The sequence below is a fragment of the Pseudomonas sp. DL genome (assembly GCF_047199225.1).
Taxonomy (GTDB): Bacteria; Pseudomonadota; Gammaproteobacteria; order Pseudomonadales; family Pseudomonadaceae; genus Pseudomonas; species Pseudomonas aeruginosa.
Genome location: NZ_CP178323.1, coordinates 2,448,491 through 2,464,413, shown reverse-complemented (window position 1 = coordinate 2,464,413; position 15,923 = coordinate 2,448,491). Strand labels below are relative to the sequence as shown.

The 15,923-nt window shown below is 68.1% G+C and carries 10 protein-coding genes; 5 read left to right on the top strand and 5 right to left on the bottom strand.

Annotation, left to right across the window (positions count from 1 at the left end; translation table 11 throughout):
* Positions 1–78: 78 nt before the first annotated feature.
* Positions 79–1,320, top strand: a complete 1,242-nt coding sequence (locus tag ACI766_RS11720; RefSeq protein ID WP_087823720.1) for a dienelactone hydrolase family protein — start codon at positions 79–81, stop codon at positions 1,318–1,320.
* A 7-nt stretch (positions 1,321–1,327) separates the two neighbouring features.
* Here the strand turns inward: ACI766_RS11720 and ACI766_RS11715 are convergent, their stop codons facing one another.
* The 4 genes from ACI766_RS11715 to tssI all read right to left on the bottom strand — a co-directional run bounded on the left by ACI766_RS11715 (position 1,328) and on the right by tssI (position 8,713).
* Entirely contained in the window at positions 1,328–2,290 is a 963-nt protein-coding gene (locus tag ACI766_RS11715) for a threo-3-hydroxy-L-aspartate ammonia-lyase (protein ID WP_003090528.1), read from the bottom strand.
* 162 nt (positions 2,291–2,452) lie between these two features.
* Positions 2,453–2,644, bottom strand: coding sequence for a hypothetical protein (locus tag ACI766_RS11710; RefSeq protein ID WP_003090543.1), 192 nt, complete (start codon positions 2,642–2,644; stop codon positions 2,453–2,455).
* Entirely contained in the window at positions 2,641–6,594 is a 3,954-nt protein-coding gene (gene tse5 / locus ACI766_RS11705; protein WP_023087235.1) for a type VI secretion system effector Tse5, read from the bottom strand. The genes ACI766_RS11710 and tse5 overlap by 4 nt, the downstream gene beginning before the upstream one ends.
* Positions 6,595–6,643: 49 nt before the next feature.
* The gene (gene tssI, locus ACI766_RS11700; protein ID WP_003113401.1) at positions 6,644–8,713 is read right to left on the bottom strand and encodes a type VI secretion system tip protein TssI/VgrG; all 2,070 of its coding nucleotides are present in this window, start codon (positions 8,711–8,713) and stop codon (positions 6,644–6,646) included.
* A 265-nt stretch (positions 8,714–8,978) separates the two neighbouring features.
* Here tssI and ACI766_RS11695 point away from each other — a divergent pair, with 265 nt between their 5' ends.
* The 4 genes from ACI766_RS11695 to pfeE all read left to right on the top strand — a co-directional run bounded on the left by ACI766_RS11695 (position 8,979) and on the right by pfeE (position 14,308).
* Positions 8,979–9,695, top strand: a complete 717-nt coding sequence (locus tag ACI766_RS11695; RefSeq protein ID WP_003101494.1) for a response regulator transcription factor — start codon at positions 8,979–8,981, stop codon at positions 9,693–9,695.
* The gene (pfeS, locus tag ACI766_RS11690) at positions 9,695–11,035 is read left to right on the top strand and encodes a two-component system sensor histidine kinase PfeS (protein ID WP_003162120.1); all 1,341 of its coding nucleotides are present in this window, start codon (positions 9,695–9,697) and stop codon (positions 11,033–11,035) included. The genes ACI766_RS11695 and pfeS overlap by 1 nt, the downstream gene beginning before the upstream one ends.
* 98 nt (positions 11,036–11,133) lie before the next feature.
* Positions 11,134–13,374: a siderophore enterobactin receptor PfeA gene (gene pfeA / locus ACI766_RS11685; protein WP_003090548.1), complete on the top strand. Its 2,241-nt coding sequence runs from the start codon at positions 11,134–11,136 to the stop codon at positions 13,372–13,374.
* A 19-nt stretch (positions 13,375–13,393) separates the two neighbouring features.
* Entirely contained in the window at positions 13,394–14,308 is a 915-nt protein-coding gene (gene pfeE / locus ACI766_RS11680) for a ferric enterobactin esterase PfeE (protein ID WP_003090549.1), read from the top strand.
* A 158-nt stretch (positions 14,309–14,466) separates the two neighbouring features.
* On the opposite strand, the gene ACI766_RS11675 is transcribed toward pfeE, so the two are convergent.
* Positions 14,467–15,672 (bottom strand): NAD(P)/FAD-dependent oxidoreductase, encoded by a 1,206-nt coding sequence (locus ACI766_RS11675; protein WP_003122579.1) that lies wholly within the window; start codon positions 15,670–15,672, stop codon positions 14,467–14,469.
* Between the last annotated feature and the right edge of the window lie 251 nt (positions 15,673–15,923).

The window sequence follows — 15,923 nt, the reverse complement described above, 5'->3', positions numbered from 1 at the left end:
CGACCGGTTCCTACTAGGCTGGTTCGCTTCGCTTTCCCGTTTTCCCACTCCAACAACAACCCGATGAGGAATCCAGGCATGGGACAGTACGTCAGCATCGCCGCGTCCGACGGCAGCGGCCGGTTCGACGCGTATCTCGCGCTCCCCGCCAGCGGCAAGGGGCCGGGCGTGGTGATCGGTCAGGAAATCTTCGGCGTCAACGCGAACATGCGCGCGGTGGCCGACCTGTACGCCGAAGAGGGCTACGTGGCCCTGGTCCCCGACCTGTTCTGGCGGCTGCAGCCGGGGGTCGACCTGGGCTACGACGAAGCGGCCTTCGCCAAGGCCATCGAGCTGTTCCAGCGCATCGACCTGGACGCCGCGGTGGACGACATCGCCGCCTGTATCGAGCACCTGCGCCAACGCGAGGAGGTGGTCCACGCCGGGATCGGCTTCGTCGGCTTCTGCATGGGCGGCAAGCTGGCCTACCTCGCCGCGACGCGCACCGACGTCTCCTGCTCGGTGGGCTACTACGGCATGGGCATCGAGGCGCTGCTCGACGAGGCGAAACAGATCAAGGGCCGGCTGGTGCTGCATTTCGCCGAACAGGACGCCTACTGCCCGCAGCAGGCCCGCGACGCGATCCTGCCCTGCCTGCGCAACCTGCCCAAGACCGAGTTGTACCTCTACCCCGGCGTCGATCACGCCTTCGCCCGCGTCGGCGGCATGCACTTCGACAAACCGGCCTACCTGATGGCTCACGAACGCAGCATCGCCGCCCTGAAGCGGGAGATCGGGCCGAACTTCGACCTCTCCGCGCTGTGGGACGAGCATGTGCGCCACGAGTTCGATACCCGCGACGTAGCCGCGACCATGGCGACCATGGTCGCCGAGCCCTACGTCAACCATGTCCCGACCCTCACCGGCGGCGTCGGCCAGCGCGAACTGAGCCGCTTCTACCGCCATCACTTCATCCACGGCAACCCGCCGGACATGACCCTCACGCCGATTTCGCGGACGGTGGGGGCGCTGCAGGTGGTCGACGAGTTCGTCATGCGCTTCACCCACAGCTGCGAGATCGACTGGCTGCTGCCCGGCGTCCCACCCACCGGGCGCTTCGTGGAAATCCCCATGCTCGGCGTGGTGCGCTTTCGCGGCGACCGCCTTTACCACGAGCACATCTATTGGGACCAGGCCGGCGTGCTGGTGCAGATCGGCCTGCTCGACCCGCAGGGCCTGCCGGTCGCGGGGGTGGAAAGCGCGCGCAAGCTGCTCGACGAAAGCCTGCCGTCGAACCGCCTGATGGCGCGCTGGGCAGCCCGCGAAGGACTCGGCCTCTAGCGGCCGGCTAGCCGCCGAGCAAGGCGCAGAAACGCGCCAGGTCGACGTTACCGCCGCTGAGCAGGATCCCGACCCGCTTGCCGCGCAATTCGTCCTTGCGCTGGCGGGCGGCGGCCAGGCCGAGGCAACCGGTGGGCTCGACCAGCAGCTTCATCCGCGCGGCGAGGAAGCGCATGCCATCCACCAGTTCGGCGTCGCTGGCGGTGAGGATGTCATCGACGTTGCGCTGGATCAGCGGGAAGGTGAGATTGCCCAAATGCTGGGTCTGGGCGCCATCGGCGAGGGTCTGCGGCGTATCGATATGCACGATGGCGCCGCTGCGCAGCGAACGCTGGCCATCGTTGCCGGCCTCCGGCTCCACCCCGTAGATCCGGCAGGCCGGCGCCAGCGCGCGGATCGCCAGGGCGCAGCCGGAGAGCAAGCCGCCGCCGCCGAGGGGCGCGAAGAAGGCGTCCAGCGGACCGACTTCTTCGAACAGTTCCTTGGCCGCGGTGCCCTGCCCGGCCAGCACGTCGGGGTGATCGTAGGGCGGGATCAGGGTCAGGCCATGGCGCTGCGCCAGGTCGCGGCCGATCTGCTCGCGATCTTCCGTATAGCGGTCATAGAGCACTACCTGCCCGCCGTAGCCACGGGTCGCCTCGATCTTCACCGCCGGCGCGTCGGCCGGCATCACGATGGTCGCCGGGATCCCCAGCAAGCGCGCCGAGAGGGCGATGGCCTGGGCGTGGTTGCCGGAGGAGAACGCCACCACCCCGGCGGCACGCTGCTCGGCGGAAAACCGCGACAGCGCGTTGAAGGCGCCGCGGAACTTGAACGCTCCCATGCGCTGCAGGTTTTCGCATTTGAAGAAGACTTCCGCGCCGAGTTCTTCGTCAAGGGTACGCGAGGACATCACCGGCGTGCGGTTGGCATGCCCGGCGATCCGCGCGGCGGCGGCGATCACATCGTCGTAGGTAGGCAGGTCGTGCATGGTCGGCTCCTCGGACCTTGGCAAAGAAGACAGGCAGGTCGCCAGGTTACCAGGCGAACGCCGCCAGCAGCGCCTGCGCGACAGCATCGGCGGCGGAAGACTGGCGGAGCCATTGACGAAGAGGCCCTGCATGGGTCGATGCTCCGCGATGCCGGGTCGGCCTCACTCGTCCAGGTAGCCGTCCCTGATGCCCTTCGAGCGGCGGTAGAGGTAGAGCCCGAGGCGCAGCACGACGAGCACGCCGAAGAACACCCCGACGGTCACCCAGGTGTTGCCGAAGAACCATTCCAGGCAGACGTAGAGCAACGCCAGCGGTATGCAGACGAGGGTCATCAGCAGGTAATGCTTGATCATTGCGGCGGACACTCCTCTTCTTCGTCCTTCAGTGGGCATTTGACGATCTGCTTGCCCGTCTGCCAGGCGGCCTGGGTGGCCACGGCCTTCTTGATGGTATCGGCATGGGCGGCCTTGCGCGCGGCCAGCTTGGCCGCGCGGTTGGCGGTGTTGGCCGCCTGTCCGGAAAGGGTCCTGATCGCCTTGGCGGACTGCACCACGGTCTTGCCGGTGCTGAGCATGCCCGGCGCCACGGTGCCGATGGCCGCCGAGGCGCCGACGTGTTTCCAGTTGATGTCGATGCACTTCCACTTGATATCGGTGAGGTCGCGATCGCTGTCCCAGTTGTCCTTCATCTGCCCCAGCACCTGCTTGCCGGTCTGCATCCCCAGCTCGATGCCGGCGCCCAGCGCCGCTCCGATCGCGGCGCGGGCGGCGAAGGCGCCGATCACCACCAGCGGGATGATCAGGCCGGTGGGATCGTAGGCCAGCGTGGGCGCGTTCAGCGCGTAGGCATAGGGGTTGGGGCCACCGCCCAGGCCGAGCGGGTCCTGGCTGGCATAGCGCCCGGCTTCCGGCAGGTAGTAACGGTAGCGGTTGTAGTAGAGGCCGCTTTCCTCATCGTGGTACTGCCCCTGGAAGCGGATCGGCTGCGCACCCGGCTGTCGTTCCGGCGCTACCGCCCGCCAGTCGTCCGGAACGCCCTGCCAACGCAGTTGGCCACGTTCGTCGCTCAGCTGCAGGGGGGTACCGAGGTGATCGGTGTGGAAGAAAGCGATCCGCGCCTCGCCCAGCGCCGGCACGCATTGCGCCGGCAGCGGCTGGCCTTCGGCGGCGAACGCCTGGCGCAGTTGCAGCAGCTCCGGGGGATCGGGCTCGCAGGCCTGCTCCAGGCGCAGCAACGGGACGAAACCGCCCGGTTCGTGAACGGTGGTGCGCAGTTCCCGCGCAAAGGCTTCGGCGCATTGGCGATCGCCGTCCCAACCGAAGCGCACCTGCTGCTCGACACCGTCGCGCAGCACCACCTTGGCGATCCGTCGCGACAGCGCGTCGTAGCGGTAGCGCGCCTCCAGCCGCGTGCCGTCGGCGTAATCGCGCGTCAGATGGACCAGGCGCTGCGCGCCGTCGTAGGCCAGGCGCAGGCGCTCGCCGTCGGCGCCGATACGCTCGACCAGGTTGCCCAGCGCATCGAAGCGATAGCGGTTGCCGGCGATCCTCTCCACGCGGTTGCCGGCCCAGCGCGCCGGGCCTTCGCCGGCCTGGCTCGCGCGCGCCTCGGAGCGACTGAAACCGGAGCGGTACAGTTCGTTCTCGGCGAATGCCTGGCGAGCGTCCTCGCGCGCGTACTCGCCGACGCCCTCCAGGCGGTTGCCGGCGGCATCGTAGCGGTAGGTGCTGGCCGCCGCGCCAGCGCGCCGGCTGGCCAGCAGGCGACCGCCGAGGTCGTATTCGTAGCGCACCGACGGATACTGGTTGTCGTCGATGCCGACCAGTTGTCCAAGTCCGTCGTAGCGATAGCCGCGCTGCCAGTCGAAACCGCCGGCCAGACGCAGGCGGCTGCGCTGCAGGCGTCCCAGCGGCGCGTGCTGGCGCTCCTGGGTGAACAACGCGTCATCCTGCCCGTCGCGGCGGGCGTCGCGACGCACCTCACGGTGCAGGGCATCGCGCTCGAAGGCCAGCTCGACCGCACCGACCAGCGCGCCGTGCAGATGACCCGGGCCATAGGTCAGCCAGGCGACCGGCGGCGCGTCGCCGTAGCGGCTGGTCTGGCGCACGCCTAGCGCGTCGTGGCTGTGCTCGACGCTGTAGACCCAACCGTCGGCATGTACCTGGCTTTCCAGGCGCAGGTTACCGACCTCGTCGTACGTGTAGCGCACCTCGCAATCCGCCCCGCCGGCGCTGGCCAGGCGGCCGTCGGCCAACCAGCGGTAACGCTCGACCAGGGCCGGTGCGTGCTCGGTGGCGGGAACCCGGATGCTCGCCAGGCGGCCGTCGCGGTCGTAGGCATAGGTGGTCTCGCGACCGTCGGCATCCTCGCGGGCGATCAGTTCGTCAGCGGCGTTGTAGCGATAGCGTTGGCGACGACCGTCGAAGCCGGTCTCTTCCACCAGACGGTCCAGCAGGTCGTAGCGGAACTGCGCCTGGACGCCGTTCTCGTTGGTCAGGGCGACCAGCCTGCCGGCTTCGTCGTGCAGGTAGGACAATTCGCCGCCGCCGGCGTCGGAAACCCGCGCCAGCAGATCGCCGTGCCCCCAGGAAAACAGCGTGGCGTGCCCCTCGGCATCGGCGATACGGGTCTGCCGCCCAAGGGCGTCGTATTCATAGCTCAGGGCGCTGCCGTCGGCCAATTCCAGGCCGATCAGTTGCCCCAGCGGGTCGTAGCGGCGCCGGGTCAGTTGTCCCAGCGGGTCGCTGCTGGCGACCAAACGTCCTTCGTTGTCGTAGTCGTAACGCCAGACCTGGCCGGAACAATCGGTCAACGCGGCCAACAGGCCGAAGCGGTTCCACTCCAGGCGCCGCTCGCCGCCGCGCGGGTCGACGATTCGCGTCGGCCGGTCGGGCAGGCGCGGGTCTTCGTAGGCGTAGCGGGTGCTGCCGGCCGGGCCGCGCACCGTCGTCGCATTGCCCCGTTCGTCGCGCTCGAAGGTCCAGCGGCGCTGCATCGCGTCCTCCAGCTCGACCAGCAGCCCGGTCTCTTCGTCGACGCGCTTGCGATAGCGCGCCTTGCCCGGCGACTCCTCCTCGAGCATCCGCCCCTGGCCATCGCGCCGGCGCCGCGTCTCCCGTCCCAGCGGATCGCGCATGGCGACCAGGCGGCCGAACAGGTCGTAGTCGAACTCGCTACGGCTGCCGTCGGCCCTGACCAGCGCGGTCCAGCGCCGCTGCCCGCCCTCGCCGGCGAACTCGTAGCGTTCGACGCGGCCGAGGCTGTCGCTGACCTCGGTGGCATCGCGCAGGTAGCGGAAGGTACGGGTCAGGCCGCCCGCCTCGATCTGCTTCACGACCCGCCCGTGCGGAGCATGGACATCCCACTCGTAGCGAACCTCCAGCCCGCCCGGTTCGCCGTGGGCGACCAGCATGTGCTCGCGCCAGGCGAATACCCGGACCACCTGGCCAAGACGGTCGCGCACGGCGATCAGATCGCCGCTGTCGCTGAACTGGTAGCGCACCAGCCAGTCGAGCCCCGGGCTCTGCGGATCGATGTAGTCCGGAGGCGGTCCGTCGTGGCTGGCCAGGATCACGCCGAACAGACGCAGGCCGTCGTCGCCCTCGCTCGGCTCGCAGGCTTGCTGGTAGACCAGCGCATAGCTGCGCCCGGCGCTGTCGCGCACGCCGGTGAGCAGGCCACGTCCGCTCCAGCGGAACTCGGTGCGGTAGCCGGCGCGGCCGAAGCTGGCCTGCAGGCGCCAGATACCGTCGGGGCAACGCTGGAAATGCAGGTAGCTGTGGCCGGACAGCACCAGCACGGAGCCCTCCTGCGTCTGCAGTTCGGCCGGCACCGCCGCCCAGCGCCCGCGCCAGGCCTGCGCTTCGCCGCCGCTCGAACCGCCGCGGCGCAGCCACAGCTCCTCGCTGCCGGAATAATGCTGGGCGCCGGGAGCCAGCGCAGGAAAGCCGATCCGGCGGCCCTGGGCGTCGACCAGCACGCAGGCGTCTTCGCTCAGTTCCAGGTGCATGCTCTCGCCCGGCAGCCACCAGCCCCGGCCGAGCCGGCCGATACGGGGGTTGCTCGACAGGTAGCCACGGGCGAAGGTGAAGGTGTCCGGCGCCGCCAGGGCGAAATCGACCTCTTCCGGCAGCAGCTTGCTGCCGAGCATCGGGTTGACCGGCTTGCCCACCAACGGCACGCAGGCGGACACCCGGTCGGCCAGGCCGACCGCGCTGCTGCCGACGTGCACGGTGGGCGAGCCGGTGGAGATAACCCCTCCCGAGACTTTCTCGCCGACATGGGAAACCGGTAGGCCGCTCATCTATCCATCCTTCCTTGGGAAAAGCCGCGACAGGACATCCGCCCGCCGCTCAACAGTTGATATCGACATTGGGCGAGAGGATCTCGATCTCCCCCGGCGTCAGGCGGATCGTGCTCTGGCCGCAGCGCAAGAGGATCTCGCGGTCGGCGGTCAGCTCGATGCGCTGGCTGCCGAGGGTGATGCTCTGACCGTCCAGGGTGATCTTAGAGCCATCGTCGCTGCCGCCCACGCTCACTTCGTAGCTATCGCCCACCGACAAGGTCTTCTTCTTCATCACCTGGGTGCTCTGGTTCAGCCCGACCACGGTGTTCATCATCATGCCGACGTTCAGGCTGTAGCCGAGCCCGACGTTTTCCATGCGCCCCATGCCGACGTTCTGCAACGAGGCCATGAGGATGGTTTCCGTCTTGTTCATGCCGATCCTGACCGTCTCGTTGCGGTCGACCGTCTTGCTGCGGTTGGCATGCACGGTGATGGTCTCGTTGTTGTCCACGGTCTCGGTGCGATCGTGCTTCACATGCACCGTCTCGTCGTGGTCGATGGTCTTGGTCCGGTCGTGGCCGACCCAGTGGCTCTCGTCGTTCTCGACCTCGATGTCCTGGTTCCTCTCGGCATGGATGAACAACTGCTCGGCGCCCTTCTTGTCCTCCATGCGGATCTCGTTGAAGTTGGCCGGCGTGCCGCCCTTGCTCGAACGGCTCTTGGTGCCGCTCTGGGTAGCGTTCGCCGGCAGCTCGTAGGGCACCGTCTGCTCGGCGTTGTAGACCCGCCCGGTGATGATCGGCCGGTCCGGGTCGCCTTCGAGGAAGCTGACGATCACTTCCTGGCCGATCCGCGGGATCTGGATCGAGCCCCAGTTCTTCCCGGCCCAGGCCTGCGAGACGCGCATCCAGCAGGAGCTGTTCTCGTTGGACTGGTCGTGGCGGTCCCAGTGGAAATGCACCTTGACCCGGCCATACTGGTCGGTCCAGATCTCCTCGCCCTTGGGCCCGACCACCACCGCGGTCTGCGGGCCGCGCACCACCGGCACCGGGGTCGACGGCAAGGGGCGGAAAGCCTGGCCGGCGTCGATACAGTCCAGCTCGCTCTCGAACTGCGCGCCGCCCCCGCCATTACCGGTCTCGTAGAGTTCCTGGACTACCCGGTACTCGGCGCCAACCACCAGGTATTCGCGGTTCTGGTCCAGGCGCGGGTAGTTGCTCAGGTGGAACAGATGGCCCGCCCCGATACCCCTGGCGCATCCCCGCAGGCGAACTCGCTCGTACTGGGTCTGGATCGCCTCGATGCGGGTCCGTGCATAGTGTTCGCCGTCCTGGCTCTGCACATACTCGCCAGGGTAGTCGTAGAGCGGGTAGTCGGCCGCGGCATGGGCGCGCCCGACATTGGAGCGCACTTCCAGGCGGGTGCCGGGACGCTGGAAGTCGTAGTCGTTGAGGCTCAGCGAGCCGGGCTGGACCTCGCGCGCCATGTGCCAGTCGAAGAAGTGGTCGCGCTCGCGATGGCCGAGGCTCGGCGGGTAATAGGGCACGCTGGTGTAGCCGGCCGGGCTGTGGTGCGCGCCGTAGGCATCGGAGAGCACCAGGATGTGGCGCTTCTTTTCGTGGCGGAACCAGTAGTAGATGCCTTCCTGCTCCATCAGCCGGCTGACGAAATCGAAGCTGGTCTCGCGGTATTGCACACAGTATTCCCACTCGCGGTAGGAGCGGCTCAGGGCGTCCTCGAAGTCGGAGAAGCCAAGGTCGCGGAACACCTGCTTGATGATGTCCGGGACCTTCTGGTTCTGGAAGATGCGGCAGTCGGAGGTGCGCGTCAGCAGCCACAGCCAGGGCCGCAGGGTGACCTGGTAGCTGGCGAACTGGCCGGCGCCGGCGCCCTGGCTACAGCGCGCGACGATGCCGTGGAAATACCGCCGGCTGCCGCCGGGGAGTTCCAGCGCGAGGCTCATCGGCTTGCCCAACAGGGCATCCAGAGGCAAGGCGGGATTGCTCGAGACCAGTTCGAGCTCGTGGCTGAACAGCCGGCCCAGCTCTTCGCGACCCTCCAGCCGTTGCAGTTGCAGGACCTCGGGTCCCAGCGGGGAGTCCACGTGTACCAGGCGGGTGTGTTGGGAGAACAGCATGGGGAATCTTCCTTGATAGTCACCTGCGGCGGGCGGCCCGAACAACGCGCCAGCAGCGCGCCAGATGATCGTACAACCCAGTGCCGTCGCGAAAGGCTGGCCAATAGCCACGACACTCCTGCCCGCCTCCTGCGGACCCGCCGACCCTAAGCCAGAACCAAAGCCGAAGCAACGACGGCTTTGTCGAAAAGTATTTCCGCTCCGAGCACGCTGCGGCGCATTGGCCCATTGCCCGATACCCGGCAAAAATGAGATATTCACGAACGTGAATCATTCTCATATTTCAATCCCATCTCCCCGCCTGCTGCTGGTCGAAGACGACCCGCGCCTACGCGAGGATCTCGACGCGCATTTCCGCCGGCGCGGCTTCCGCGTAACCGTCTGCGGCGATGGCTCGCACGGACTGGAAGCCGCCGGGCGCGAAGCGTTCGACCTGGTGTTGCTGGACATCATGCTACCCGGCCTCGACGGCCTGGCGCTGCTGGAGTCGCTGCGCCGCGAGCAGGCCACGCCGGTGATGCTGATGTCGGCCCTGGGCGCCGAACAGGATCGCATCAGCGGCTTCACCCGCGGCGCCGACGACTACCTGCCGAAGCCGTTCAGCCTGGCCGAGCTGGATGCCCGCACCGACGCCCTGCTGCGCCGCGTACGACTGGACCGCCTGCCGTCGGCGCAGCGGCGGGATACCCGGCTGGTGTTCGACGACCAGGCCCAGGATGTGCTCCACCAGGGCCTTCCGGCGGGGCTGACGCCATCCGAGTACCGCCTCCTGGCGACGCTCCGCGAACACGCTGGCGAGGCGCTGAGCAAGCCGTTCCTCTACCGGAGCGTGCTGCACCGCAGCTACACGCGCCTCGACCGCGGTCTCGACGTGCACGTCTGCAACCTGCGGCGCAAACTCGCCGCGGTCGCCGTCCGTCACCTGCAGATCCAGGCGGTACGCGGCCAGGGCTACCTGCTGGTGGAGACGGAACACCCCTGATGCGCAGGCACCCGCTGTTATGGAAACTGGCGCTGCTGCAGGTCGGCTTCTGCCTGCTGCTGACCTGGCTGATCTACACCTGGGGCCTGTCGGTGGAGCGCAGCACCTACTTCCTCGCCCCGGCCGACCGCAGCTACCTGGCGGACTACGCGCGGCAGGCGGAGGATGCCTGGCGCAGCGAGGGTGCCGCGGGCGCCGAACGCTTCCGCAAGGAACTGTCGGCGAAGGAAGATACCTGGGTGGCGCTGGTCGGACCGCACCTGGAAAGCCTCGGCAGCACGCCGCTAAGCGCCGAGGAGTCGAGCCACCTGACCTTCATGCGCAAGCTCGACTGGCCGATGAGCCGGCGCCTGCAGGACGAACTGCCGTACGTCAGCATCGAGTTCCCCGGACATCCCGAGCAGGGCCGGCTGGTAATCCAGTTACCGGAGCGCCTGCTGCCCGGCGGGCTGACCCCCTGGACCCACCTGGTCACCCACGGCATAGTCCCGACCCTGCTGGCCGCCCTGCTCGGCCTGCTGCTCTATCGCCACCTGGTGGTGCCGCTGAACCGCTTGCGCGATCGCGCCGACGCCCTGCGCGCCGACGAACTGGAAAGCACTCCCCTCGCCGCACCGCTGGCGGCCCGCCGCGACGAACTGGGCGAGCTGGCCCAGGCCCTGGAGCACATGGCCGAGCGCCTGCGCCTGAGTCTCGCCCAGCAGCGCCTGCTGCTGCGCACCCTGTCCCACGAACTGCGCACGCCGCTGGCGCGCCTGCGCATCGCCCACGACAGCGAGCTACCGCCGGAACAGTTGCGCCAGCGCCTGGATCGCGAAATCGGCGACATGCAACGACTGCTGGAAGACACCCTCGACCTCGCCTGGATGGACACCGAGCGCCCGCAACTGCCCACCGAGCCGGTGCTGGCGCTGTCGGTGTGGGAAGCGCTGCGCGATGACGCCTGTTTCGAAAGCGGCTGGGACCCGGCGCGGCTACCCTGCCGCTTGGGCGTCGACTGTCGCGTCGAGGTACACCTGGACAGCCTGGCCCAGGCCATGGAAAACCTCCTGCGCAACGCCATCCGTCACTCGCCCGAGGACGGCACGGTCAGCCTCGACGGCGAGCGCGAGGGCGACTTCTGGCACCTGCGCCTGCAGGACCAGGGCCCTGGCGTGGCGGAAGACCAGTTGGAACGCATCTTCCTCCCCTACCAGCGCCTGGACGATAGCGCCGGCGAAGGTTTCGGCCTCGGCCTGGCGATCGCCCGGCGCGCCATCGAGCTACAGGGCGGCCGGCTCTGGGCCAGCAACGGCAAGCCCGGATTGTGCCTGCACCTGTGGCTGCCGGCGGCCGCCTGAGGGCGAAGTGTTTAGAAAGTTAATGCGCTTTACTATCAAATAACAATCAATATCATTTGTGATCTCTTGCATTTCGCTGCATTGCCCGGAGATCACCGATGTCCTCACGCGCCCTTCCCGCCGTTCCCTTCCTGCTGCTGTCCAGTTGCCTGCTCGCCAACGCCGTACACGCCGCCGGCCAGGGCGACGGCTCCGTCATCGAGCTGGGCGAGCAGACCGTGGTCGCCACCGCCCAGGAGGAAACCAAGCAGGCGCCGGGGGTTTCCATCATCACCGCCGAGGACATCGCCAAGCGACCGCCGAGCAACGACCTGTCGCAGATCATCCGGACCATGCCGGGGGTCAACCTGACCGGCAACAGCTCCAGCGGCCAGCGTGGAAACAACCGGCAGATCGACATCCGCGGCATGGGCCCGGAGAACACCCTGATCCTGGTCGACGGCAAGCCGGTCAGCTCGCGCAACTCGGTGCGCTACGGCTGGCGCGGCGAGCGCGACAGCCGCGGCGACACCAACTGGGTGCCGGCCGACCAGGTCGAGCGCATCGAAGTGATCCGCGGCCCGGCGGCGGCGCGCTACGGCAACGGCGCGGCGGGCGGCGTGGTGAACATCATCACCAAGCAGGCCGGCGCGGAAACCCACGGTAATCTCAGCGTCTACAGCAATTTCCCGCAACACAAGGCCGAAGGCGCCAGCGAACGGATGAGCTTCGGTCTCAACGGGCCGCTCACGGAAAACCTCAGCTACCGCGTCTACGGCAACATCGCCAAGACCGACTCGGACGACTGGGACATCAACGCCGGCCACGAATCCAACCGCACCGGCAAGCAGGCCGGCACCCTCCCCGCCGGTCGCGAAGGCGTGCGCAACAAGGACATCGACGGGCTGCTCAGCTGGCGCCTGACGCCCGAGCAGACCCTCGAGTTCGAGGCCGGCTTCAGCCGCCAGGGCAACATCTACACCGGCGACACGCAGAACACCAACAGCAACAACTACGTGAAGCAGATGCTCGGCCACGAGACCAACCGCATGTACCGCGAGACCTACTCGGTCACCCATCGCGGCGAATGGGACTTCGGCAGCTCGCTGGCCTACCTGCAGTACGAGAAGACCCGCAACAGCCGGATCAACGAAGGCCTGGCCGGCGGCACCGAAGGTATCTTCGACCCCAACAACGCCGGCTTCTACACCGCCACCCTGCGCGACCTGACCGCCCACGGCGAGGTCAACCTGCCGCTGCACCTGGGCTACGAGCAGACCCTGACCCTCGGCAGCGAGTGGACCGAGCAGAAGCTCGACGACCCCAGCTCCAACACCCAGAACACCGAGGAAGGCGGCTCGATCCCCGGTCTCGCCGGAAAGAACCGCAGCAGCAGTTCCTCGGCGCGGATCTTCTCGCTGTTCGCCGAGGACAACATCGAGCTGATGCCCGGCACCATGCTCACCCCAGGCCTGCGCTGGGACCACCACGACATCGTCGGCGACAACTGGAGCCCATCGCTGAACCTGTCCCACGCGCTCACCGAGCGGGTCACCCTGAAGGCCGGTATCGCCCGCGCCTACAAGGCCCCCAACCTGTACCAGCTGAACCCCGACTACCTGCTCTACAGCCGTGGCCAGGGTTGCTACGGGCAAAGCACCAGTTGCTACCTGCGCGGCAACGACGGCCTCAAGGCCGAGACCAGCGTGAACAAGGAACTGGGCATCGAGTACAGCCACGACGGCCTGGTAGCGGGGCTGACCTACTTCCGCAACGACTACAAGAACAAGATCGAATCCGGCCTGTCACCGGTCGACCACGCCAGCGGCGGCAAGGGCGACTACGCCAACGCGGCGATCTACCAGTGGGAGAACGTGCCCAAGGCGGTGGTCGAGGGCCTCGAAGGTACCCTGACCCTGCCCCTGGCCGACGGCCTGAAGTGGAGCAACAACTTCACCTACATGCTGCAATCGAAGAACAAGGAAACCGGCGACGTGCTCTCGGTGACGCCGCGCTACACCCTCAACTCGATGCTCGACTGGCAGGCCACCGACGACCTCTCGCTGCAAGCCACGGTCACCTGGTACGGCAAGCAGAAGCCGAAGAAATACGACTATCACGGCGACCGTGTCACCGGCAGCGCCAACGACCAGCTCTCGCCCTACGCCATCGCCGGCCTCGGCGGCACCTATCGGTTGAGCAAGAACCTGAGCCTCGGCGCCGGCGTCGACAACCTGTTCGACAAGCGCCTGTTCCGCGCCGGCAATGCCCAGGGCGTGGTCGGCATCGACGGGGCCGGCGCGGCGACCTACAACGAGCCCGGACGGACCTTCTATACCAGCCTGACCGCGTCGTTCTGAGCCATAACGAGAAAGCCTGATGAGAACCTCCCTGCTCGTCGCCGCCCTGGGCCTCGCCCTGGCGGCGGCCCTGCCCGGCGGCGCGCCGCTGGCGCAACCGGACCCCGAGGCGACCATGGACCGCAGCCTGCTGCAACGCCAGGACCTGCCCTATCGCTTCAGCGCCGTGGACCTGGACTCCGTCGATGGCCAGCGGCATTACCGGCTGTGGCTCGGCCGACCGCTGCAGGCACCGCCCGCCGCCGGCTACCCGGTGGTCTGGATGCTCGACGGCAACGCCGCCGTCGGCGCCCTCGACGAGTCAACCCTGAGACGCCTGGCCGACGGCGACGCACCGCTGCTGGTCGCCATCGGCTACCGCACGCCGCTGCGCATCGACCGCGCCGGGCGTACCTTCGACTACACCCCCGCGAGTCCCGGCCAGGCCGATCAGCGCGACCCGCTCAACGGCCTGCCCAGCGGTGGCGCCGACGCCTTCCTCGACCTGCTGCGCGACGGCATGCGCCCGGCCGTGGCGGCGCAGGCGCCCCTGGACACCGCGCGACAAACCCTCTGGGGACACTCCTACGGCGGCTTGCTGGTGCTCCACGCACTGTTCACCCGTCCCGGCGAGTTCGCCCGCTACGCCGCGGCCAGCCCGTCGCTGTGGTGGCGCGACGGGGCGATCCTCGGCGAACGAGCGGGGCTCGAACAGCGCCTGCGCGGAAAGCGCGCGGAACTCCTGCTCTGGCGCGGCAGCGCCGAACCGGCCAGCCCGCGCGGCTCGCTGAAAGCCGAGCCGGGCCAGGCGATGGCGCGGCTGGTAGATGACCTGCGCCGGGTTGCCGGGCTCACGCTGGACTTCCAGCCGCTCGACGGCCTGGGTCATGGCGAAACGCTGGGGGCCTCGTTGCGCCTTCTGCTCGCCCGTCCGGCGGTGGAACGCCAGCGCTGAAGACGCACGCTCCCAAGAGAACCGAGGCAACGGCGGATAACCGCTTCGCGGTTATTCGCCCTACCGGAAGCCAGGCATCCGCGCGCCGCTGCATCCCTCTACGCTGCACGGCATCCTCTCCCGCCTGCGGGAGAGGGTTGGGGTGAGGGAAAATCGCCCTACGCCACCACCGGAATCAGCGGGTCGGCCGCCGCCAGCGCCACGGCGCGGTCCGCCGCCGGCGGGTAGATCCACACGCCATTGATCTCGGTCTTGATCTTCTTGCCCTCCTCGCGCACGAACCGTACCTGGCGGTCCCAGCCCTCGGTGAACACCGCGCCCCAGCCGCCGAGGTCGAGACAGGTCACGTACTTCACCTGGCTGTAGGGAATCGGCTCGACGCCGAGCAGGTCGGCGGCCACGTTATTGCCGGCCGAGCGACCCAGGGCGATGGCGTGCTGGCAGGTCATCAGGGCATGGTTGCCGAGGTCGTCGGTAGCCGCGCGGGCCACGTCGCCGGTGGCGTAGACATCGTCGAGACCGAGCACCTTGAGGTTGCGGTCGACATGCAGGCGACCCTGGGCATCGCGCTCGCCCGGAATCTGCCCGGTCAGGGTGCTGGCCCGCACGCCCACGGTCCAGACCACGGTCTTCGCCTCGATCCGCTGGCCGTCGTCGAGCGTCACGCCCTCGGCATCCACCGCCGCCACCGAACGCCCCAGGCACCACTCCACGCCCAGTTCCGCCGAGGCCTCGGCGATCAAGCCGCTCAGGTCCGCGCCCATCGATGCGCCGATGGCGGCGCCGCGGTCGACCACGATCACTCGCAGCGCCGCTTTCTCGCCGAGGATCGCCCGCAGGCGCGCCGGCATCTCGGTGGCAGTCTCGATGCCGGTGAAGCCGCCGCCGGCGACCACCACGGTGTTGCGTGCCGGCGAATCCGGCAAGTCGCGCAGGGCATGCAGGTGTGCCTCCAGGCGCAGGGCGTCTTCCAACTGGTCGACATCGAAGGCAGCGTCGATGCCGACGACACTCGCCGGACGCCACACGCCGCTGCCGGCCGCCAGCACCAGGCGGTCGTAGTCCAGTTGCGCCAGCGTGCCCTCGGCATCGCGGTACTCCACCCACTTGCCGGCCACGTCGATGCGCTGCGCGCTGCCCTGCACGAAACGCACGCCGACCGCGGCGAACAATTCGCCCAGCGGCGCCGCCATGCGCTGCACGTCAGGCTCGTAGAAACGCGGGCGGATGCGCAGCTCGGGCTGCGGCGCGAGCACCGCGACCTCGACGTCGTCGCGGCCCTGGCGGTCGAGCTGGCGCACTGCGCTCAGCGCGCTCCACATGCCGGCGAATCCGGCACCGACGATCAGGATACGTTGTTTCATTGGGGGCTCCTGGAGGGAAAGGACGGGATATCCGGAGAAAAGCCTCTCCGTAACTACGACTATATTTGTCGTAGTTAAGAAGATCAATCCCCGAAAAGCGTTCCGAGAGGCAATCGCCCCTCGCCGTGAAAGAGAGGAAAAGACGTCGAAAACATACGAAAAGGATCGGAGATAGAGCGCTTCGAGGCGGAAGACAGCGAACGACCTGTCCTTGTGAGCGACCTGAAAACCGCGCAGAATATTGCGAATAT